The 20,925-nt window shown below is 48.1% G+C and carries 20 protein-coding genes; 11 read left to right on the plus strand and 9 right to left on the minus strand.

What is annotated here, in order from left to right; genetic code table 11:
* Positions 1-14: 14 nt before the first annotated feature.
* The 9 genes from DWB84_RS10330 to DWB84_RS10370 all read left to right on the plus strand — a co-directional run bounded on the left by DWB84_RS10330 (position 15) and on the right by DWB84_RS10370 (position 7,920).
* Positions 15-1,142 carry an OmpA family protein gene (locus tag DWB84_RS10330; RefSeq protein WP_187409726.1) on the plus strand — a complete coding sequence of 376 codons (1,128 nt, stop codon included), beginning with the start codon at positions 15-17 and terminating at the stop codon, positions 1,140-1,142.
* 75 nt (positions 1,143-1,217) lie between these two features.
* Positions 1,218-2,057, plus strand: coding sequence for a mechanosensitive ion channel domain-containing protein (locus tag DWB84_RS10335; protein WP_370589702.1), 840 nt, complete (start codon positions 1,218-1,220; stop codon positions 2,055-2,057).
* Positions 2,058-2,160: 103 nt separating this feature from the next.
* Positions 2,161-3,237, plus strand: a complete 1,077-nt coding sequence (locus DWB84_RS10340) for an AI-2E family transporter (protein ID WP_187409727.1) — start codon at positions 2,161-2,163, stop codon at positions 3,235-3,237.
* Positions 3,238-3,288: 51 nt separating this feature from the next.
* Positions 3,289-3,612, plus strand: a complete 324-nt coding sequence (locus DWB84_RS10345; RefSeq protein ID WP_187409728.1) for a hypothetical protein — start codon at positions 3,289-3,291, stop codon at positions 3,610-3,612.
* A 218-nt stretch (positions 3,613-3,830) separates the two neighbouring features.
* Positions 3,831-5,114, plus strand: a complete 1,284-nt coding sequence (locus DWB84_RS10350; RefSeq protein WP_222868129.1) for a C2 family cysteine protease — start codon at positions 3,831-3,833, stop codon at positions 5,112-5,114.
* Positions 5,115-5,234: 120 nt separating this feature from the next.
* Entirely contained in the window at positions 5,235-5,636 is a 402-nt protein-coding gene (locus DWB84_RS10355) for a hypothetical protein (RefSeq protein ID WP_187409729.1), read from the plus strand.
* A 39-nt stretch (positions 5,637-5,675) separates the two neighbouring features.
* The gene (locus DWB84_RS10360) at positions 5,676-5,816 is read left to right on the plus strand and encodes a hypothetical protein (RefSeq protein ID WP_187409730.1); all 141 of its coding nucleotides are present in this window, start codon (positions 5,676-5,678) and stop codon (positions 5,814-5,816) included.
* 23 nt (positions 5,817-5,839) lie between these two features.
* Positions 5,840-6,961 carry a glycoside hydrolase family 43 protein gene (locus DWB84_RS10365; protein ID WP_187409731.1) on the plus strand — a complete coding sequence of 374 codons (1,122 nt, stop codon included), beginning with the start codon at positions 5,840-5,842 and terminating at the stop codon, positions 6,959-6,961.
* A gap of 374 nt (positions 6,962-7,335) precedes the next feature.
* The gene (locus DWB84_RS10370; protein ID WP_370589709.1) at positions 7,336-7,920 is read left to right on the plus strand and encodes an IS3 family transposase; all 585 of its coding nucleotides are present in this window, start codon (positions 7,336-7,338) and stop codon (positions 7,918-7,920) included.
* Positions 7,921-7,984: 64 nt separating this feature from the next.
* Here DWB84_RS10370 and DWB84_RS10375 read toward each other — a convergent pair whose 3' ends face one another.
* The 5 genes from DWB84_RS10375 to DWB84_RS10395 all read right to left on the minus strand — a co-directional run bounded on the left by DWB84_RS10375 (position 7,985) and on the right by DWB84_RS10395 (position 14,743).
* Positions 7,985-8,611, minus strand: a complete 627-nt coding sequence (locus DWB84_RS10375; protein ID WP_187409733.1) for a hypothetical protein — start codon at positions 8,609-8,611, stop codon at positions 7,985-7,987.
* Positions 8,612-8,623: 12 nt separating this feature from the next.
* Positions 8,624-9,466, minus strand: coding sequence for a hypothetical protein (locus DWB84_RS10380; protein WP_187409734.1), 843 nt, complete (start codon positions 9,464-9,466; stop codon positions 8,624-8,626).
* 513 nt (positions 9,467-9,979) lie between these two features.
* The gene (locus DWB84_RS10385; protein WP_187409735.1) at positions 9,980-11,122 is read right to left on the minus strand and encodes a DUF418 domain-containing protein; all 1,143 of its coding nucleotides are present in this window, start codon (positions 11,120-11,122) and stop codon (positions 9,980-9,982) included.
* A 379-nt stretch (positions 11,123-11,501) separates the two neighbouring features.
* Positions 11,502-13,499, minus strand: coding sequence for an ATP-binding protein (locus DWB84_RS10390; RefSeq protein ID WP_187409736.1), 1,998 nt, complete (start codon positions 13,497-13,499; stop codon positions 11,502-11,504).
* Between the two features lie 302 nt (positions 13,500-13,801).
* The gene (locus DWB84_RS10395) at positions 13,802-14,743 is read right to left on the minus strand and encodes a LysR family transcriptional regulator (RefSeq protein WP_222868130.1); all 942 of its coding nucleotides are present in this window, start codon (positions 14,741-14,743) and stop codon (positions 13,802-13,804) included.
* A 186-nt stretch (positions 14,744-14,929) separates the two neighbouring features.
* Between DWB84_RS10395 and DWB84_RS10400 the strand changes: the two genes are divergently transcribed.
* Both DWB84_RS10400 and DWB84_RS10405 read left to right on the plus strand, forming a co-directional pair.
* Positions 14,930-15,907: a DUF1852 domain-containing protein gene (locus tag DWB84_RS10400; RefSeq protein ID WP_187409737.1), complete on the plus strand. Its 978-nt coding sequence runs from the start codon at positions 14,930-14,932 to the stop codon at positions 15,905-15,907.
* Positions 15,908-15,935: 28 nt separating this feature from the next.
* On the plus strand, positions 15,936-17,033 hold the full coding sequence (locus DWB84_RS10405; protein ID WP_222868131.1) for a methionine synthase: 1,098 nt from the start codon (positions 15,936-15,938) through the stop codon (positions 17,031-17,033).
* Here the strand turns inward: DWB84_RS10405 and DWB84_RS19365 are convergent.
* From DWB84_RS19365 to DWB84_RS10425, 4 genes are all read right to left on the minus strand, one after another.
* The gene (locus tag DWB84_RS19365; RefSeq protein ID WP_187409738.1) at positions 16,993-17,820 is read right to left on the minus strand and encodes a type II CAAX endopeptidase family protein; all 828 of its coding nucleotides are present in this window, start codon (positions 17,818-17,820) and stop codon (positions 16,993-16,995) included. The two genes, DWB84_RS10405 and DWB84_RS19365, sit on opposite strands and share 41 nt — an antisense overlap.
* A gap of 59 nt (positions 17,821-17,879) precedes the next feature.
* Positions 17,880-18,485 (minus strand): hypothetical protein, encoded by a 606-nt coding sequence (locus DWB84_RS10415; RefSeq protein ID WP_187409739.1) that lies wholly within the window; start codon positions 18,483-18,485, stop codon positions 17,880-17,882.
* A gap of 495 nt (positions 18,486-18,980) precedes the next feature.
* Positions 18,981-20,137 (minus strand): IS3 family transposase gene (locus DWB84_RS10420; protein WP_187409740.1). Its coding sequence is split into 2 segments (ribosomal slippage): positions 18,981-19,879 and positions 19,879-20,137, totalling 1,158 coding nucleotides; the frame shifts between segments, so codons are not numbered across the junction.
* A gap of 125 nt (positions 20,138-20,262) precedes the next feature.
* Positions 20,263-20,913, minus strand: coding sequence for a hypothetical protein (locus DWB84_RS10425; protein ID WP_187409741.1), 651 nt, complete (start codon positions 20,911-20,913; stop codon positions 20,263-20,265).
* Positions 20,914-20,925 lie beyond the last annotated feature (12 nt).

The following is a 20,925-nucleotide window of genomic DNA, read 5'->3' on the forward strand; positions in this document are numbered from 1 at the left end:
AGAAGGAGTACATCATGAAATCTCAACTCGCCAACGCCATTCGTGTCGCGATGTGCGGCGCAGCTTTAGGTATTTCCTCGTACGCAGTTGCAGAACAAAGCAGCGGTTTTACCATCACCCCCGGTGTTGAATATCACATGCTGGATAAAGACGCGCCGTTTGATAATCCGTTTTTGGGCGCTATCAACCTGGGTTACAAAACCTCTACTCCTTGGGGCGTAGAAATCGGTTATACCGCTGGCAGCACGGATTTCTCCACCAGCGACCGTGAAATCGATCTGGAAACCTACCGCCTGGACTTCCTTTATCACTTCGCTGAAAAAGAAGGCGTTCAGCCTTATTTGTTGATCGGTGGCGGCCAACAAGTTTATGACTACGGCAATGCCGACTACAAAAACGACATGGCCAACCTGGGTGCCGGTTTGAAAGTCGCTATCACCAACTCTCTGAGCTTCCGCCCCGAACTTCGCTTGGTTCGCGACCTCGAGCGCGACTGGACTCACTACAGCGTTGGTCTGGGTTTGAATTTCCTGATCGGCGGCAAAAAAGCGGCTGCGCCTGTGAGAACTGCAGCACCTGCTGATTCCGACCGCGACGGTGTTATCGATTCCCAAGACCGCTGCCCGGGCACTCCAGCAGGCACTCCAGTTGATGCTTACGGCTGTGAATTGGTCCAAGACTCCGATAACGACGGCGTAGCAGATGCGTACGACCAATGCCCCAACACTTCTGCTGGTGCCAAAGTGGACGAAAAAGGCTGCTATATCGTTATCACCGAAACCAAAGAAGTCCAATTGCGCGTCAATTTCGAAAATGAATCCTTCGAAGTCCGTTCAGATTCTTTGAGCGAAATCGAAGCCGTTGCGCAATTTATGCGTGAATATCCGTTGACCAAAGTTGTTCTGGAAGGTCACACAGACGATCGCGGCTCTGAAGCTTTCAACCAGCAATTGTCAGAAAAACGCGCTGCCGCTGTTGCCCGCGTTCTGGTTGAACGCTACGGCATCGACCGTTCACGCGTTTCTTCCGTTGGTTACGGTGAATCACGTCCGCTGGTGAACAACAACACTCCAGAAAATCGTGCAGCCAACCGTCGCGTAACTGCAAAAGTCACTGCACACGTAGAAAGCATCCAACGCTAATTCACGCGTTTAGCGGTAAAAAAGGCCGGTGGTTCGCCCCGGCCTAATTTTTTGTCTTACGGAAGGAATTCCACCGTGGAAGACAAACTTCACGCCCTGTTTGACCAAATCCCCCATCTCATCGTTATCTACAGCATCAAGATTTTGCTGGCACTGGCTGTCTTTTTTATCGGCCGCTGGATCGCCAAACGCGTATCCATATTACTGGGACGCACACTGACCTTCCGCGGTGTCGACAGCGCCGTATCGGCTTTTTTCCGCCAAATTTCCTATTACGGTTTATTGATCGTGGTAATAGTGGCTGCACTCGGCCAGCTGGGTGTGCAGACCGCGTCTTTCGTCGCCGTGATCGGCGCCGCAGGTCTTGCTGTTGGCCTTGCTCTTCAAGGCTCACTGTCCAACTTCGCCGCAGGTGTATTACTGATTTTATTTCGGCCATTTCGCGCTGGTGACTACATAGAAGCGGCGGGCGCGGCGGGATCAGTGCGGGAAATTTCCATTTTCTCAACCACTTTGATCACCGCTGACAACAAAACCGTCACCATTCCCAACGGCGGAATTTTAAGCGGCAACGTAGTTAATCATTCCATCCAACCGCAGCGGCGCATCGACCTTGATGTCATTGTCGGTTACAGCGCAAATGTCGCCCGCGTAAAAGAAGAACTCTCGGCGGTTGTGCAAAACGAATCGCGCGTACTGAAAGACAAGGAAATCGCCATAGGCGTTACCGGCTTTGTCGAAACCGGCATCAAATTTGTGGTGCGCGTCTGGGTAAAAAGCTCCGACCTGGGCGATACACAATTTGCCCTGCTGGAAAACATCAAAAACCGCTTTGATGCCGCGGGAATCGAAATGCCCTACCGTCAGGTTGATGTGCAACTGAGCAAAATTCCGCCGATTCGTCAGGAGTCCTAGATCTTTCGGCAACACAACAATAAAACCAGAAGCTCCCCAAGCCAAAACCATCCCAGCGCGCTAAGATAGCGAATCTTTTCGCGACAGCCGCTCGGGATGCGTTATGTACAAAAGAATCGAAAACCAATCCTTTCTCGCTCTCCTTATCCTGGTTTCTCTGGCGTTTTTTTGGGTCCTTAAACCCTTTTTTGGCCCCATTTTCTGGTCCGTTGCCATCGCCATTATTTTTGCCCCCGTACAGGACTGGCTGAACAGCAAAATGCCCGGCAGACGCAATCTCAACGCGGCACTTACCCTGTTGGCTTGCTCCGTGATCGTGATTATTCCGGTGATTTTTACTATTACCTCAGTGGTCGGACAGATCGCCGATTTCTATAAAACCGTGGAATCCGGCCAAGTAGAAATCACCAAACACGTGCAAAAAGTCCAGGACGGTTTTCCCGCCGTGCAACACTGGATGGATCGGTTCGGAATCGATTTTGACCGCCTTAAACAAAGCGCCACCGAAGCCGCCATGGCAGCGGGCAAATTTATCGCCCAGCACTCTGTGAGCATCGGCCAAAACGCTTTTGGCTTTGCCCTGGCAGTTGGGGTGATGCTGTATGTGTCCTTCTTTTTTATCCGCGACGGCGACAAAATCGTTGCCCTGCTCTACAAAGCTCTGCCCCTCGGCGATGAACGCGAACACCTGTTATTTACCAAATTCGCCGAAGTCACCCGTGCCACTGTCAAAGGCAACATAGTGGTCGCTGTTGTCCAAGGCTCCATCGGCGGAATTGCATTTGCTGCACTCGGTATTGGCGGGGCATTTTTGTGGGGCGTGGTGATGGCCATTTTTTCCCTTTTGCCAGCAGTAGGCGCTTCCCTGATTTGGGCGCCCGTGGCCATTTATCTTTTCGCCACAGGTTCCGTTATCAAAGGCATTATTCTGGTAATCGTCGGCGCGGTAGGCATAGGCCTGATCGACAACATCCTCCGCCCCATCCTGGTCGGCCGCGATACCAGACTGCCCGACTATCTCGTGCTGCTCTCAACCCTTGGCGGTTTGGTTTTATTTGGTATTAACGGCTTTGTGATTGGACCACTGATTGCCGCCTTGTTTATTGCATTCTGGGGAATTTTTATTCGCGAATTTCAGAATGAAAATCAGATTGTTAAACCGGAAAAGCCAAAGGTCTGACGGGAATAACCACACCCGATTTTTCGGGCGTGGTTGCCCAGCCTTTTCCTTATGCTTGAAACAATCCTGTTTGCTCTCATTGCGGCTACCTATTTCTCGTATGTTAGACAGAATGGAACAGAAAGAAGCTGTCTGGCAGCTTTAGCTTTTGTTGCACTGTATCTAATAGTCTATTTAGGCGTACCGCCACACTTGCCTATAAAGTTGACTTATCCGGGACAGCTTTTTGGGTTATTGCCGCTACTTTCACTAACGCTGATTTTATTTCCGCAAATAAACCGCAAAATGCCAATTTCGGCAACCAAATTTTTAGGATGGTTTATGTTACTCGGGGTCTGTGGCTTGCTTATTTTTTTTAAAATTTTTATCTGGTAATTGCTATTCAATTCAAATTCGGACACTCGCCACGTTTCTCCTTTAATAATTTCCAAAATTCCTCATATACCCTGCCATAAAAGTATTAAGTCGAAAAATCACTTTCGACGACCGCCTGTACGATGCTTCTTATCCCCCTTCAATGTGAATTTTGCTCCCGGTGAATGTGAATATTTCACAGAGCCCAATTTGGCCTCGCCAATATATTGAGCCCGTGTTTGATACCGGCAGCGATCAACACAGTCAAACCAATCACGCTGTCATCTAGGAAATTTTCAACTATCAACGGAGTAACAGCAATGAGCGATAAAGTAGGTGTTATCAATCCTTATGCCCTCGGTGAACTCGTAGCCAAAAAGAATATTCAATGGAATTCAGTCAGCGAACCCGAAAAACTTCTCTCTGAAATTCTCAATATCAAGAAAGAAGCCATCTTTGATATAAGGAACCCCATTCTCAACCCAAGTGTAAAAATTGATCTCGACGAGAAAGTAGCGATCCTCGGAGAAACGGATGCCGAAAATCGGCTGAAAAATTTTTTGCTGGACCGTCAACCTCAGGTAAAAATAGAGCAAGCGATTAGCAGCTTGCGTTTGCCAACACCAGCTAACGATAAATTGGATGAGGTATTACTGTCCTCCGCCGTTGTCCGATCCGAGTCTAGCGTTCCTTGGAAGCCCGCGGATAAAGAGTGGTTCGACAAAGGCGATTATTTTGAGGATGTCGCAGAGGTCAATGATCCTATCCAAGGTGCGCTTGGGGATTGCTACTTTATAGCTGCCCTTGCCTCAGTTGCCTGGGCGAGACCTTACACCATCGTCAACATGGCCAGACCATCCGGTTGGGGCAATGAAGACAGCCCAATCCACAAAATCAGTTTTTATCAGAACGGAACAGGCTCGCCCCAATCTGTAGAGGTGACAGAAAAGGTTCCAGTAACCAAAACTACCCGCTACTGGATTTACGCACGATCACTGGATTCGACAGAAATTTGGCCCGCCGTTATGGAAAAAGCTTATGCCAAATGGCGAACGAACAATCTCACTGATTTTCCTAACTACCCGGCGATTTCTGGCGGCGACCCCGCTTTGGCTTGTGCTCAATTGATTGGCGGTACCAGAACCTACAAAGCCAATGCGAGCACTTCAGCCAATGACTTGTGGAAATTTGTCCGCGCTAATTCAGTAAGTAAACGCACTGTCAATCCGATGGTGGCATGGACATACCCCAGCCAGCCTTCCGGAACTGACTACATTAGCGCTCGTGTTGTAGCGAACCATGCTTACTCCGTGTTGGGTTGGGACGATTACAACAATGAACAGTACATCGTTCTGCGAAATCCTTGGGGCACTCACCATGCAACCCTCGATACTCGCTCCGGAACCTGGTCTGCGCATCATATTTCCTACAATGCTGTCGTGCCACTAAATACCAACGGTGTTTTTGCAATGAAAGCATCCACTTTCAAAAAATACTTTGCCAAACTGGCTGTAGCGAAATAAAAAACTGAGGAATGGACTCCAACTGCAACGTGGCTTGTGATAGGAATTATCTCAAGCCACGCTTTATTAATTAAATATACCAAGGCAACGTATATTGCTATAGATCTGAGGATAAAAGCCATGTCTCAAGCCATTACCAAAATCCTATACGAATTTAATGATTCCGCCGTTCCTCCGCCCTATCATAGAAGTTATAGAATCACAGTAACGCTAGACCAATGTCATTTAATGATTCATGCCTACGGCGAAATTATTCTTGAAAAATTCTGCACCATCGAGCTCGATGTTTTTGAGAAGCTTGCAAAGGATGCATTGGCATTACCTATTCAAACATTGCCAAAGGCTGGCGATTCTCCGGTTTCTATTGGTGGATCATCAAGATTAATCACCCTGTATTCAGGAAATGAAGTTATTTTTCGGGGAACAGATGGCGCTGACCCAAAATCCCATAGACTGGTATCCTTTGCGCAGGAATTGATGTCTCTTTGCCCGGACTTTCCTAAAGATTTGGTATCGAATTAAAAACGGCTCCCGCAGCCCCCCGCTATATGACCTCGAAGAATGTCATTAATGCTCCGCTACACGTTCTCTGCCCTTTTGCGCGTAAAAATCTGGCAATCCATGTATTCAACCGTTAAGGTAACGTCCTATTACATAGGTGTTGTCGATTTGGACCGCATTTACGGCACAATACTCAGTTAAAAAATGTAAAGAGAACGATTGATATGAGAAAAATAATTTCAGCGGTTTTAACCGTGGCTTCGGTATTAACAGTGGCGGCTTGTTCCAGCTTAAAATCGGATAAGACTGCTTTTGAGCCGCCAACTGTTTTTGACAACCCGATTATTCGCTACGACACCCAAGACCCCACCAATGAAGTTGGCGAAATTATTTATACCGCTGATCCTGCCGCTATGGTGTTGGGCGACACCCTGTATCTGTACACCAGCCACGACGAGCAAGCCATAGATGTCAACGATTACCGGATGTACGACTATCGCTTGTGGACCACCAAGGACTTAGTGAAATGGGAAAACAAAGGCGCGGTTTTGAGTCATGCAGATTTTGCGTGGGCGCGCAGTAGTGAAGTGACCGGTAATGCCTACGCGGCGCACGTTACCCACAAAAAAGACGCATCAGGAAAATCCAAATATTATTTTTATGTGACCATGGAAGGCGGCCAGCCGGAATTTGGCTTTGCCATTGGTGTTGCAGTATCCGACAATCCGGAAGGTCCTTTTACCGATCCGCGCGGCATGCCTATGATTGTGCTGGCCGATACCGCGCAATATAAAGACCATTCCTGGCGCAATATCGACCCCGCCGTATTTATTGATGATGACGGCCGAGCCTACCTGTATTGGGGCAACCGGCAATTATGGTGGGTGGAATTGGAAAGCGATTTAATCCACTTAAAAGGCGAAAAATATACGCTGGATGCCAACAGCAAAATGGTCAGCCGCGATATGAGCGATGTCAAAATTCATACCGTGGATACATTGCCGAATTACGAAGAAGCGCCTTACGTCTCCAAACACAACGGCCTTTATTATTTGGTGTACGCCGCAGGATTTCCGGAGAGCATCGGTTACGCCACCAGCACCTCCGCCACCGGTCCCTGGGAATATCGTGGCATTATTATGGACCCCCTGCCCAACACCACCACCATTCATCCGGCGCTGTTCGACTTTAAAGGCCATACTTTTCTGGCCTATCACGATGCGACCTTGCCCGGCGGCGGCAGCTATCGCCGCTCCACTTGCATAGACCGCGTGTATTTCAATAGCGACGGCAGCATCCAAAAAATTGTGCCGACTTATAAGCGAAAAGTGACTGAAGAAAAATAAATAAAAGGGGCCGGCAATTTGCCGGCTTTTTTTCATCCGCTTTGGCAAGCTATGTGCGGAGGATTTTTTGGAGAAGTTTTTCACAAGAATGCGGAGGGGCTGTTGAGGAATTGAGATCTCAAATCTTCTTATGCTTAGCGTGTTTCAATTTCGCCTTCTTCCCCCGGCGCTTACGTCGACTGCCTGCTACAGCGCTCCTCAATCTGACCCCCTCCCGTTTCTAAGACCCTCTCCCTCTGGGAGAGGGTTGGGGTTTGTGCAAACCGGCAACATAGGTAACAAAACAAACCGGGAACATGGGTTACACAAGTTATGGTATGAGCAAGGAGGACTTGCTTATGCCCTGGAACGAGACTTGTGTGATGGATTTGAAGATGCAGTTGATCGCTGACTGGCTGCGACAGGAAAGCAGCATCAGTGAATTAGCCCGAGGTTATGGCTTAAGCCGCAAAACGGTTTATAAGTGGGTGACGCGTTATCAGGATGGAGACGTGACCTATATTTGGATTGGTACACGGTGGGCTTATCTTGCAGTGGTGCTGGATTTATTTGCGCGCAGGCCCATTGGTTGGGCGCTATCCCTATCTCCTGATAGTGAGCTCACGAGGCGCGCATTAACCATGGCATTTGAGGCGAGAGGAAAGCCAATTGGGGTGATGTTTCATTCTGATCAAGGATGCCACTACACCAGCCGGAGTTATCGCCAATTGCTGTGGCGTTATCGCCTTGATCAAAGCATGAGTCGTCGAGGCAATTGCTGGGACAATGCACCAATGGAGAGATTTTTTAGGAGTTTGAAAACGGAATGGGTGCCGACATTCGGCTATCGAAATTTTAATGAAGCTCAGTGTTCAATTACGGATTATGTGTTGGGTTACTACAGTCAGACAAGGCCGCACCAAAATAATGGTGGATTGCCACCAGTGTTGGCCGAACAGCGATATGTAAGTACCTCTTAAATTGTGGCCAAATTTACTTGACCACTACAGCTGACGACTTTGAGCTGCAATCCGACTTCGCTACTTATAGATCAATAAGATCAACCGACTCCACACCCAACTCAGTCAATACTGAAAGCACATCCGAAGCGAACGCTCCATTTGAATCGTCGTCAAAATAAAGCACAAAACTCACCTCCTCCACAGGCCTTTTAGCAATTCGGGATTCAAGTGCCGCCTTCAGTTTTGAAGGTTCCTTTAACGCAGCACCGTTCACCAAAATCTCACCAGAATGGGCGACCATAATCGTGATGACGTTGTCTGCCAGTGGGTCGATCGATTTGTGGTGAACGCCCTTTAATGACAAGGACACGACTTTTTGTTTTGGCAAAAAGAACTGATCAAAGTCCGCGCATGACCACGGACGGCCAAGCTCCTTCTCGATATTGGCTTTTATGCTCGCATAATAAGCTGAAAAATCTGCTTTATCGGCGGTCTTTAATATGTCCTGCAATTTTTTATTGTTAATTGTTTTTTGCTGCTCCAGGATATGGCCGAATATCTGCTGAAGCTCTGCGCCCTGCCCTAATGATGTGAGAGATTTAGGGCTGTATAAACCACAATATTGGCTCGCCGCTTTTTCGAAACTGTCATCTGAGCACGCATTGGTGGTAATAAATAATAAGGCGATTATTAAAAATTTTCTTTTCATGGCTGCCATCATTTATTTGTTGGTAATCCGCTTGAATTCTGATACGGCTTTCAAAACATTTGTCATGGATGTATAAGCCTTTTCTTTGTTTTGAGATACTTCCTTGAAAATGCTTGCAGCTTCGTTCTGAGTTAAAGTTACCCCGGTTTCCTTCATCAGCTTAATAAGTGTAGCTGATGGCTTTTGCATCGTTGCTGGCTGTGAGGGGTTAACTTGCCGCATTTCTTCCAAAAGGGGCTTATATTGGTCAATCAGAGATTGGATATACGCGTCTGGATACTTAAGTACCGAATTGCTGGCCGCTTGAACCAACAATACGCTGACAATCGTCCAAGCACTAAATGGATTCCCATTGGGCATTGCCCATTTGCCAAATATGATGCCTGTTGTCTGGGCTTGAACCTTTTCATCGGTCGCAATAGCTTTTGGAAGATTCTTTGCTGCCCGCGATGAGTTGTTGACCAGTTCCGCAGTAATCATTTCCCATATTTTTTTCTGTAACGTAGGAGCGTAAGTTCCCAGGGTATCAAGCTCCGCAAGCAGCGCTTTAGATAACTTCCTTGATGAATCGGCCACCGCTCGTTTAGAGGCATATAGATAGGTGACATCTGCACCAGTGACGGTCAACCAAGCTGCCAAACTGACAGTTGAGAACACCCCAAGAATGAAATACATCTCATACTTGACGATAGTTTCTATATGGCGAGTGTTTTTCGCGATTTCAGCAGCATCTCTTCGGATGGTTGTATCACCATTAAAAGCCTTCTCTGATTGGATAAACAACCGGTGGTGTTTTGCCGGCTGTGCAGGATTGATATGGATATAAATAATGGTGTCGCAGCCGACCTCAACCACTAACCTCTTTCCATCAAAGGCTTGATAAACGTTTCCCGACTGAACGGTAGTTTTGTAGATAACGGCCCCAAAGGGATTTTTTCGTAGATGGACGGACCAATTCGAGGTATCAAGAGGGACGTAAAGATGCTTCGTAGAGGTAATATCGCGGGGCTCGTCTCCGGGAGAAACCCTATCGGCGCATTGGTACACATCAACTGTATTGTTTGCGACGCTTCCAGGGGGGAATCAACTTGTCATCTTTTAACTCCTTGTAAATTGTTGTCCACAATGACGGGCTATCATACTGGTTCTTGGTCCAAGATCAAGGATTGGCAGCTTACCGGATGGGCAGGAGCCCTTTAGATTGGCCGGCGAGTCAGGGTAGAGGTACTACAAGACCCCTCCCAACCTCCCCCTTGCCAGGGGAAGGAGCCTTGATAAATACCCACCCCTAAAAATTCGCCACATGCCCTGATTTACGCAACTACGGGTATTGCTGTTGAGATTCTGAATTTATTGTTTTGATGATGCTCAGCTTATGGACTGAGCCTCCATGCCCGCCGATTTACACAAGGGTAGCCATTGGCGATAGGTTCCACAGCGCCACAACCACTCCAAAGGACCGTAGCGAAAATGGCGCAGCCAGATTCCGCTGATTTTTATCTGCAACAGGATGATCAATAACGCCAGCAGTACAGTTTGCCAATCGTGCAGTTCCCCGAGCAAACCCACGCCAAAACCAAAAAAGAGTGTTGTGCCGATCAGGCTCTGCAAAATGTAATTGCTCAGGGCGGTGCGGCCGTAAACAGCCAATGCGTTTTTCCATCTTCCTTTAGCGCGGAGAAAAAGCAGAGCAAAGCCACTGCCGAGCACCAGTGTCATGGCGATATTGAAGTAGTTGTAGAAGGAGAAAGCCAGCACATGACGCCACTGAGTGAATTGCGTCATATCCGGCATTTTTATGAACGCGATCATCATCAAGACGAAAAAAATCACCGTCAATGCGGACGATATCCATAACACACGTTTCAATTGCGGCCGATAATCCCCGAGGTTGTGCACAATGCTATGGCGCACCAGCCACATGCCGAGAATAAAATACGCAAGCGTCATATAGGCGCGACCAAAAATGGCGAAAAGAAAATCGAATTTATGGGCCAATCCCGTGCTTAAATTTTCTTTCACCACGTCGAGGAAAGTGCCGTGCTTTAAAACTTCTACATAGCGAGCCACTTCGGGGGAAGTTGGCGAGGATTCCCAAGGTAGAAAACTGGCCTTGCCCGCCAGTCCATACACCAACAGCTGGCCGCACCCCAGCATCAGCAATATGATCAAGGTCCATAACCAACGATCCGCCACTCTATAGAGCGCCGGCAGTATTAACCCAATCAGCACATAGGCGGTAAGAATATCGCCACGATAAATGGCCGCGTGAAAAATGCCGATGAGCAACAGCAGGCTCAAACGCCAGAGAAAACGTTTGGAAAAATCCTTACCGACAACGGCGGCGCGTTCCATCATGATGCCGAAACTGACACCAAACAGCAGCGCAAACAAGGAGTAGAACTTACCGTACACCAGAATCCAGACAACGCCGCCAGTGATCTGGTCGCCAAGGTCTGGCGTAACCCCCCCAGCCGCCTGCGGGACGCGGCGCCGCGATAAACTGCCCATACATATGCGCCACCACAATTCCGGCAAGCGCAAATCCCCTGAGCGCATCGACCACCAGCATGCGTTCGACTTTATTGGACTCGGTCATTGAGAACTCCCTGCTGATTTTTGAGATTTTTTCTGGAAATGATGATCGTGCTAAGTAATGGCGGGCACGATATTTTCTTCGTCCATCAGAACAATTGACATTCTTTGTAAACGATCACGTAAATCTTATTGTTATGTGGACCATCACTGGGCGCCTTTGAAGGGTGTGATGGACCTTTACTGCACCTGTAGACACGAAATAGAAGCAAAGCATTCTAGCAATGTATTTTCGGGGGATGCGCGGTAAGCCGCAGTTAACGTGAGCTAGCTCATGAATCCGCTTGGCGGCGGTTCACGTGGCGGCGCATAGCGATGTAAGAACCTGCTCCAACTCCGCCAGCGTCACGGGTTTTGTTAAATGAAAATCAAACCCCGCTTTTTCCGATTGCCGGCGATCTTCCGCTGTTCCATATCCTGTGAGTGCGATGAGTTTTACTTGGGAAGCTGTGGCGCGGAAGCGGCGGGCTAGTTCGTAGCCGGTCATATCCGGTAGGCCGATATCGAGCAATGCCACTTGGGGTTTAAAGGTTTCCTGTTGTTCCAGGCCGTCATTGGCGGAATGCACGGCGAGTGTTTCGTGGCCCAAACAGGTTAACAGTCGTGCGAGGGAGTCGGCGGCGTCAATGTTGTCGTCGACAATTAACAGGCGACAACTCGTGGCATTTTGGTTTTGTGTTTGCGGTGCCTCGACTTTCGGCGGCTCAATCAGTGGAAATCGCAGCGTGAATTGAGCACCGCGGCCAACGCCTTCGCTGGCAGCGCTAAAGGTTCCCGAGTGCATTTGCACCAGGCGTTTTACAATGGAAAGGCCGATGCCGAGCCCGCCGTGGGAGCGGTCGATGGTGGGATTGGCCTGGGTGAAAAGATCAAAAATGGTGGGCAGCATTTCCGGTGCTATGCCGAGGCCGCTGTCGGAAATTTCAATCGCCACTTCCTGCGCGGTTTGTGCAACGCGAATTTTTATGTTGCCTCGCGGTGGCGTGTATTTGATGGCGTTAACCAGAATATTGCTAAGACACCGCACCAGGCGCTGAATATCGCCCCACACATATAAATCTTCATTAGCGGGAATATATTCCAGTGTGTGTTCTTTTTCTGCGATTTGCGGCTGCGCGGATTCAAGAGCTATAGCAATGGCTTGATCGATATTCACCGGCGCATTTTTCAGTTCGATAATGCCGCGGGTGATGCGCGAGACGTCGAGCAAATCATTTACAAGATGGGTCAGCTGGCCGCATTGACGCTGCAAAATTTCGCCGGCTTTTTTAACTTCTTGCGGGCTATTGGCATTGCGCATTAATAGCTCGGCCACACTGGCGATGGGCGCCATAGGGTTGCGTAATTCGTGCGCGAGCATGGCGAGAAATTCGTCTTTGCGGCGATCCTGCTCTTGCAAGCGCTCGTTCGCGCGCACGCTCTCGGTTACGTCGAAGCCGATTACAAAAATGCCGGTGACTTGGTTGTCTTCATTGGTCAACGGTTGATAGGTGAAGTCAACATAGCGCCGTGTGATTTCGTGTGTTTCTGATATCAGATCCACCGGCACTGCGTGCCCTTGAAAAGGTTTTGCGGATTGAAAAACCTGATCCAGCAATTCGATAAATCCCTGATCAACCACTTCAGGCAGCGCTTCCTGTACAGGTTTGCCCACCAATGGACGCATGCCAATCAGTTTTAAATAATCCGGATTGGCATATTCGAAAATATGGTCAGGCCCTCTTAACGTACACATAAACACGGGAGCCAAATCAAACAGCGCCCGCCATTTGGCCTCGGCGGCTTTGGCGCGCTGCTGATTCATCACTTGTTCGGTGGTTTCCGTACACACCACCAGCACGCCGCCGATGCCATTTTCCGCATTGGGATCGTCGATGGGGCTGTAACTGTAAGTCCAATAAACGTCTTGCCGAGCACCATGACGGGTGATGGGAACCAGATGGTTCTCGTGCCAGGTGTATCCCCTACCTTCCAGAACCTGTTCAATTTGGTGACCAATCAGCGGCCAGATTTCCTGCCAGCATTCCCGGCCCTCCTGACCCAGCGCACTGGGGTGGCGCTCCGGCCCGAGGGAGCGGCTGTAGGCGTCGTTATAAAACTGAATCAGCTGCGGCCCCCACCAGATAAACATGGGGTGGCCGGAGGTCAGCATCAAACGGATCACCACTTTTAATGCTTGTGGCCAGTACGCCGGAGGCCCCAACGGACTCTTGTCCCAATCATAGGCGCGGATAAGCGCACCCATTTCCCCTCCGCCCGCCAGGAAGCCGTCGTCATGCAAGGGTTGAGTCATAGTCGGGGCCCGAGAGAAAAATAAGTGCCTCATTGTCGGCCCAGACACTTGAATCGTCCAGCGCCAGGCGCAGAGGGTGTGACGCGCCGCGATTAAACCCGCCCCACCCTGCTCTCATGCACCTGCTTCGGTTCGCCCAACCACAGTGCTCCGTTAAATGTTAGCGCACGCCGTCAACAGACTGATAACACCCAGCGTAACGGCTGCTTTGGGCAGGAACTTTATTTGAGTTGTTTTGCGTATTCGATGAGGCCCATTACCGATAAACGTCACTTACCTCTCCGTTTCGACTTTATGAAGCATCAACCCTTCTTTCTTGCTTTTGCAAATTCAATAAAGTCTTTGATGTAGCGAATTGCCAAATCGTCTTTGCGAACACCTACAAAAATCTGCTTGGGAACACCCTTCTTCCCCAAGCGTACGGGAACAATATTTAACTTTTCGGCGTACTCTTCCACCAACCAGCGCGGCAGTGCGGTTACACCGCGCCCACTTGCCACCATTTGCAGCATGACATCGGTGGTTTCAATCAGTTTGTGGCTTTTAGGTGCTATGCCGGCCGGCATTAGGAATAAGCTGAAAATATCCAACCGCTCTTTTGCCACCGGATAAGTGATAAGCACTTCGTCACTGAGTGCTTCTGGATTGACATAGTCGGTTTTCGCCAGGCGATGTTTATTGTTCACAACCAACACCTGCTCATAATCAAAAACAGGCTCGAAATGTAATTCTTCTTTATATAAGGGATCGGGCGTTACCAGCATATCGATTTCATAACCGAATAATGCGCCCATGCCGCCGAACTGAAACTTCTGTTTTACATCCACATCCACATCTGGCCACGATTCCAAATAGGGACCCACCAATTTAATCAGCCACTGATAGCACGGGTGGCACTCCATACCTATACGTAAATTGCCCCGCTCGCCCCGTGCAAATTGCTTCAACCTGTCTTCAGCATAGGCTAATTGCGGCTCCAAACGATTCGCCACACTTAGCAGGTATTCGCCAGCTTGGGTGAGAAACAGCTTTCTGGATTCGCGACGAAACAAAGTCACGCCCAGCTGATCCTCTAGCTTCTTAAGGGCATGACTAAGGGCAGACTGAGTGATATGCAGCGCGTCCGCAGCAGCGGTTAGTGAGCCGTGCTCCTGAATAGCAAGGACCATTGTGAGATGGGTGCGGTCAATAATAGCCATAGCAAAACCATGAATGGGGTTCATATATTCATGAAATATAATCATTTATATTCATGTTTTGTGCATATTAACACCATCGCGAACTGAGCGAACAGAGTTTCTAAGCACATCGGAAAATCCATAAGCATGAATTCTTCTCATCGACGCATTAAATAAGATCATTTTTATTCGCGCGACGCCGCGACTATAAATAGACCTTGCCGTCGGGTTAAAAAATCAAGGTCAATTGCGATGAGTAACGATTTCAACTATTCCATCAAACGAATTCGTTTTGATGAAAACTATATTCCTGCCGAAAGCACTCGCCTTACCACCAACTTTGCCAATCTGGCCAGAGGGGAAAATCGTCAGGAGAATTTGCGCAACACCCTGCAGATGATCAACAACCGTTTTAATAGCCTTGCACATTGGGATAACCCCAATGGGGACCGTTATTCCGTTGAGCTTGAGATTATTTCCGTTGGTGTTGACATTAAAGGAAACGGTGATGAGTTCCCTATGATTGAAATGCTGAGGACGCACATTATTGATCACCAGAATAATCAACGCTTCGAAGGCATTGTTGGCAACAACTTTTCTTCTTTCGTGAGAGATTATGATTTTAGTGTATTGCTGTTGGCCCATAACAAAGACCAAGCGAAATTCAGCGTTCCAGACACGTTTGGCGATCTGCACAGCAAACTTTTCAAAGGGTTCCTAAATGCAGATATTTATAAGCAGAATTTCACCAAGAGGCCGGTTATTTGCTTGAGCGTATCAAACAGCAAGACCTATTACCGAACCGAGAATCAGCATCCCATATTGGGAGTTGAATATCGGCAAAGCGAGTTTTCTCTAACCGACGCATACTTCCAAAAAATGGGCTTAAAAGTGCGGTATTTTATGCCGCCGGGCAGCGTAGCGCCTTTGGCATTCTATTTTGGCGGCGATTTGCTAGCTGATTACACCAACCTTGAGCTGGCCAGCACCATCAGTACGATGGAATCTTTTCAGAAGATCTACCGCCCTGAAATTTATAACGCCAACTCACCGGCGGGATACTGTTACCAACCCAGTTTAAATAACTCGGACTACTCATTGACCAAAATCGTTTACGACCGAGAGGAACGCAGCCAACTTGCGGTTAAGCAGGGAAAATTCACGGAAGAACACTTCATCAAACCCTATCAGCAGGTGCTGAAAAAATGGATCGAGAGTTCTTCTCTTTAAATGATTAAAAGTCGATGAGAATCTGAATATGAAAACTTTACTTCCCACTTCCACGGCTGGCAGCTTGCCGAAACCGTCCTGGCTGGCAGAACCAGAAAAACTGTGGTCTCCATGGAGACCACAAGGTGACGAATTAATCGAAGCCAAACAGGATGCTCTGCGCTTATCATTGCAGGAGCAGTTGCACGCAGGTCTCGATATTGTCGGCGACGGCGAGCAAACCCGGCAGCATTTCGTAACAACCTTTATTGAACATCTAAGCGGCGTTGATTTTGAAAAACGTGAGACGGTAAGGATTCGCAATCGCTACGACGCCAGTGTTCCGACCGTAGTGGGTTCTGTGGCTCGAGAAAAGCCTGTATTTGTCGAAGACGCCAAGTTTTTGCGTCAACTGACTCGGCAGCCGATCAAATGGGCATTACCAGGGCCTATGACCATGATCGACACCCTGTACGACAATCACTATAAAAGTCGGGAAAAACTCGCTTGGGAGTTCGCCAAAATTCTCAATCAAGAAGCCAAAGAATTGGAGGCTGCTGGGGTTGATATTATTCAGTTTGACGAGCCCGCCTTTAATGTCTTTTTTGACGAGCTCAATGATTGGGGTGTTGCGACCTTGGAAAGAGCGCTCGAAGGGCTGAAATGTGAGACGGCCGTGCATATTTGTTACGGCTATGGCATTAAAGCCAACACCGACTGGAAAAAATCTTTGGGCTCCGAGTGGCGTCAATACGAGCAAGCATTTCCTAAACTGCAAAAATCCAAGATCGATATAGTTTCACTGGAATGCCACAACTCGCGCGTTCCTATGGAACTTATCGAATTGATTCGAGGTAAAAAAGTGATGGTGGGAGCCATTGATGTGGCCTCCAACACCATTGAAACCCCGAAAGAAGTCGCCAATACCTTGCGCAAGGCCTTGCAGTTTGTGGACGCGGATAAGCTCTATCCATCCACTAATTGCGGCATGGCGCCGCTGGCGCGCTCCGTAGCCCGGGGCAAGCTACACGCTTTATGCGCGGGTGCAGAACTCGTCCGGAAAGAGCTTTCCCTCAAAGAATCCAATGTATTGACTTGTGTTCAGGTCACAGAGGATATTCAAGCAGGAGAATATGGGCGATGTTAACCCCAAAATGAGTAGCCATGCTCGCAAGCAGACTTCTCGTCCACGCATACACTGCTGCGTAGATGAAACCTGCGAATAAGAACAGAAAAAATACCAGCCCTGTTGCCCCTGCGTGCGCTAAAGCAAAAAGCAAGGAAGCTATTACGATGCCCACGCAGATTCCTAACCGCTTATTCTTGAAAAATCTTTCTATCTGAGATTGCAGCATTAGTCGGAAAAAAGCTTCTTCAGACAGAACCGTCACCAGCAAGTTGACCACGACAAAATAAAGAATCCCGTCGGGAATCTTAGGCTTCCAACCCACGCCATAAAATGCAAATGCCGTAAATAAAATTGCGCCCACCCCAACCAGAGCAACAACCATTTGCGAGAGTAAAGACCGCTCACCTACTAGTGTCGAGCGATGATGCCGCAATCCCAGCCCTAACCAGATAACGACAAGATATCCACCAATGGCTTTGCTTAAATTCACATAAAGTGAAAAAGGCTCTCCCCCTTCGTACAGCGCTCCAGGATTCCATATCAATGGATAGGAAAATCCTTTGGGCCTAAAAATAGCCACAAAGAAGCCAATTAACACCGTCGGAACCAGAATGGCCGCAATTAACGCTCTATGCGAACCATCGGTCGTCGTTAAGTAATAAAGCCCAATCGCAAAGGGAAGCAGCAAGGCTGCGTTGATAAGGGGCATCCAGCCTAAAACAACGAATAAAATTGTCGCAACTGCGATTATCGCAGATGCCGATAGCACCGGGGCCGGCAAATGCCGTCGAGTATTATGAATCACTATCTTTAATCCAGATCAGGTAAGGAAGTGTTACCGACAATGAACTACGTATTCGAGCCCTAGACTTTCCCTATCGCTCTGGTCAATTCCGAAAATGCACTTTCCGTAATAACAAAATCGCCTTTATCCCACGTTAATCCTTTTTGTCCGCCGGGTGTTTTTGCGGCTCTAATTCGTTTGACGTTGGGGGCACCTTGGGCCTCGAGAGCGGCGGCATCAGCAAGTTCGAGGATAATCCCCCGCAAAGGGCGATCAGGTGTTCGGGATTTGGTTTCTTTAATGTAGTTGTTCCATTCTTTTATACAGTTAAGGCTTTCTGGAAATTCACTGGTGTACACGAAGACCATCGCACTTGCCTCAGACATGGCAGTTGCATAAAGGCTTTCCCAGGCCTCGATGCGTGCGCCAATCGGTACAGCGCCGGTAGGCGATCGCATATGAGGTCGCTTGTCCGGCGATACGTGTGCAGTTTCCCCTTTCTGCTCGCGTTCGCCAAAATCAACTGCATGGTCTGTTGCGCCAGCCCGGGCGACAACGGAATCCAGATACACTGCTTTGTGATGGTACAAATCATAATGCTTCATCAGCCGATCCCTTAACCAATGAGCGAAGGTGGACCCGTGATTTGGCATAGCAAAACTGAGCAGAATTTTTGTATCTGACATGATCGATATCCCTTAAAGGTAATAAAGTACAAATTGCGAGACAGATTTATCTGACTGAATCCCTCAATATTCGATCAACAATCAGTAATCGCTGGCCCAGACATACGAGAAGTTTACGGATAGTACTTTATAAATGCTTTGAGGGCCCACACCGCCGTAAAACGCTTGTTTGAGTTGGGGCTGGCTTTCTTGTCTTCATAAAGCTCTGAATTTGTTCATCCAATTGTTGGCAATATGGGCTAAAGTGCCCTGCCCTGCTCCCGCAGCCAAGGCAGAAGCGAAGACATAACGTTTAATCAATTAGGGAATTTTTGTGACAAAGATTAGAGCCAAGTCGGTGTGTGTATTTCGCCACCAAAACAAAATTTTGCTTACGGAAGGCTATGACCCCACGAAAAATGAGCATTATCTGATTCCGCTAGGTGGGGGCATTGAGTTTGGTGAAACCTCCGAGCGAGCGGCGATATGTAGTGGTCAAGTGAATTTGGCCACGATTTAAGAGTTACTTACATACCGCTGTTCGGCCAACACTGGCGGCAATCCACCATTATGTTGATGCGGCCTTGTCTGGCTGTAGTAACCCAAAACATAATCCGTAATTGAACATTCAGCTTCATTAAAATTTCGATAGCCTAATGTCGGCACCCATTCCGTTTTCAAACTCCTAAAAAATCTCTCCATTGGTGCATTGTCCCAGCAATTGCCTCGACGACTCATGCTTTGATCAAGGCGATAACGCCACAGCAATTGGCGATAACTCCGGCTGGTGTAGTGGCATCCTTGATCAGAATGAAACATCACCCCAATTGGCTTTCCTCTCGCCTCAAATGCCATGGTTAATGCGCGCCTCGTGAGCTCACTATCAGGAGATAGGGATAGCGCCCAACCAATCGGTCTGCGCGCAAATAAATCTAGCACCACCGCAAGATACGCCCACCGTGTGCCGACCCAAATATAAGTCACGTCACCACACCAAACTTGATTGGGTTTTGTCGCAGTAAATTGCCGATCCAGTTTGTTGGGGATGACAACATGTTCCTGATCCACCTTCTTGTAATTGTGCCTGGGCAATTGACAGCTCACCAATTCCAGCTGTTTCATCAGTTTCCTGGCTCGATAACGGCTCAGCGATGTACCTCTGGCTGTTACCATGTTTGCAATGGTTCGCGACCCTGCCGAACCGTTGCTTTCCGCGTGAACAGCACGAACTTCACTCCGTAAGTGAATATCTTTGGCGTCGATGGTGTTAGGTCTTCCGACCCAATATTTATAGCTGCTGCGATGAATGCCAAAGGAGTCGCACAGGATTTTGATGGAATAGCTCTCGTTGAGTTTTTGGACTAACGCAAATTGTTCAGCGAGTCCGACATCAAGAGAGCGGTAGCCTTTTTTAGGATTTCATTCTCCGTTTCAATGCGCTTAATTCTCTTTTCCAGTTCCCGAATACGCTGCTGTTCAGGTGTTACCGCTACCCCTTTAGCCGGCAGGCCATCCGGCGTTGATCGAAGTTGTTTGACCCACTTGCTCATAGTGGATAGGCCAACCCCCATTGATTCTGCTGCTTCTCGAATTGTGTAGCCTTTCGCTACAACCAGCTGCGCCGCATCATGGCGAAATTCTGGGCTAAAGGTTGGTCTAGTACGCTTGCTCATTGGACACCTATTGGTTGAATGAAGTGATAATATCACTTCCAATTAGGTGGCCAAATTCACTATGCCACTACAATCTCCGTCACCATTGGGGCAGGCGAAACATAGGCATTATTGGCCAACGTTTACTACGATCTATCTAGTAATGCGAAGTTTCCGTCGCTGACGGCCAGATAAATTGACGGATTTCCGTCTTGTCCTGTCAATGTAACAATCACAGCGGTAGATATGTTGCTTTTCCAGTGATTTACCAAAATAGATTGGTCTTCAAATGTAAGCGACAATCGTTCGATAATCCTTGGTAGCTCACCACCAAAGGATTCTATTTTTTTACAGTTCTTCCAAGGGTTAGAAACGTGGAGAATGCCTCCACATCTCTCATAGAGCTTACTTAGTTGCTTTATGGAGTATACCTGCTTTTTATCCAAGGGTTGTATGACTTTGGTGCCGTCGACTGCTCTTATTTCTTTCTGTATTGGCTCAAAAAACAGATCCGGATTTAACTTTAAAAGGTTGTTTAGAATTTCTCTCCCATTCCAATCATTCAGGAAGTCCGCATTCGCTGATTCTCGATATTTTCTGTAGGAGTCTTTTTGCAAGGACATCAGAGAAAAGGCAAATGTCTCTATGATTTTTCTAATATGAAGGGCAGTGTTTTCAATTTGGAATCTATCTTTTTTTGATCCATTTTCCTTGATATATGAAAGTCGGGCTTTAAGCTCAAGCATCTGCTGAACATATTTTTCTAAATTCTTTCTATCCCTTATTTCAAGTGTCATACGGTATGGATT

Origin of the sequence: Saccharophagus sp. K07 (assembly GCF_014336955.1) — a bacterium.
Taxonomy (GTDB): Bacteria; Pseudomonadota; Gammaproteobacteria; order Pseudomonadales; family Cellvibrionaceae; genus UBA5868.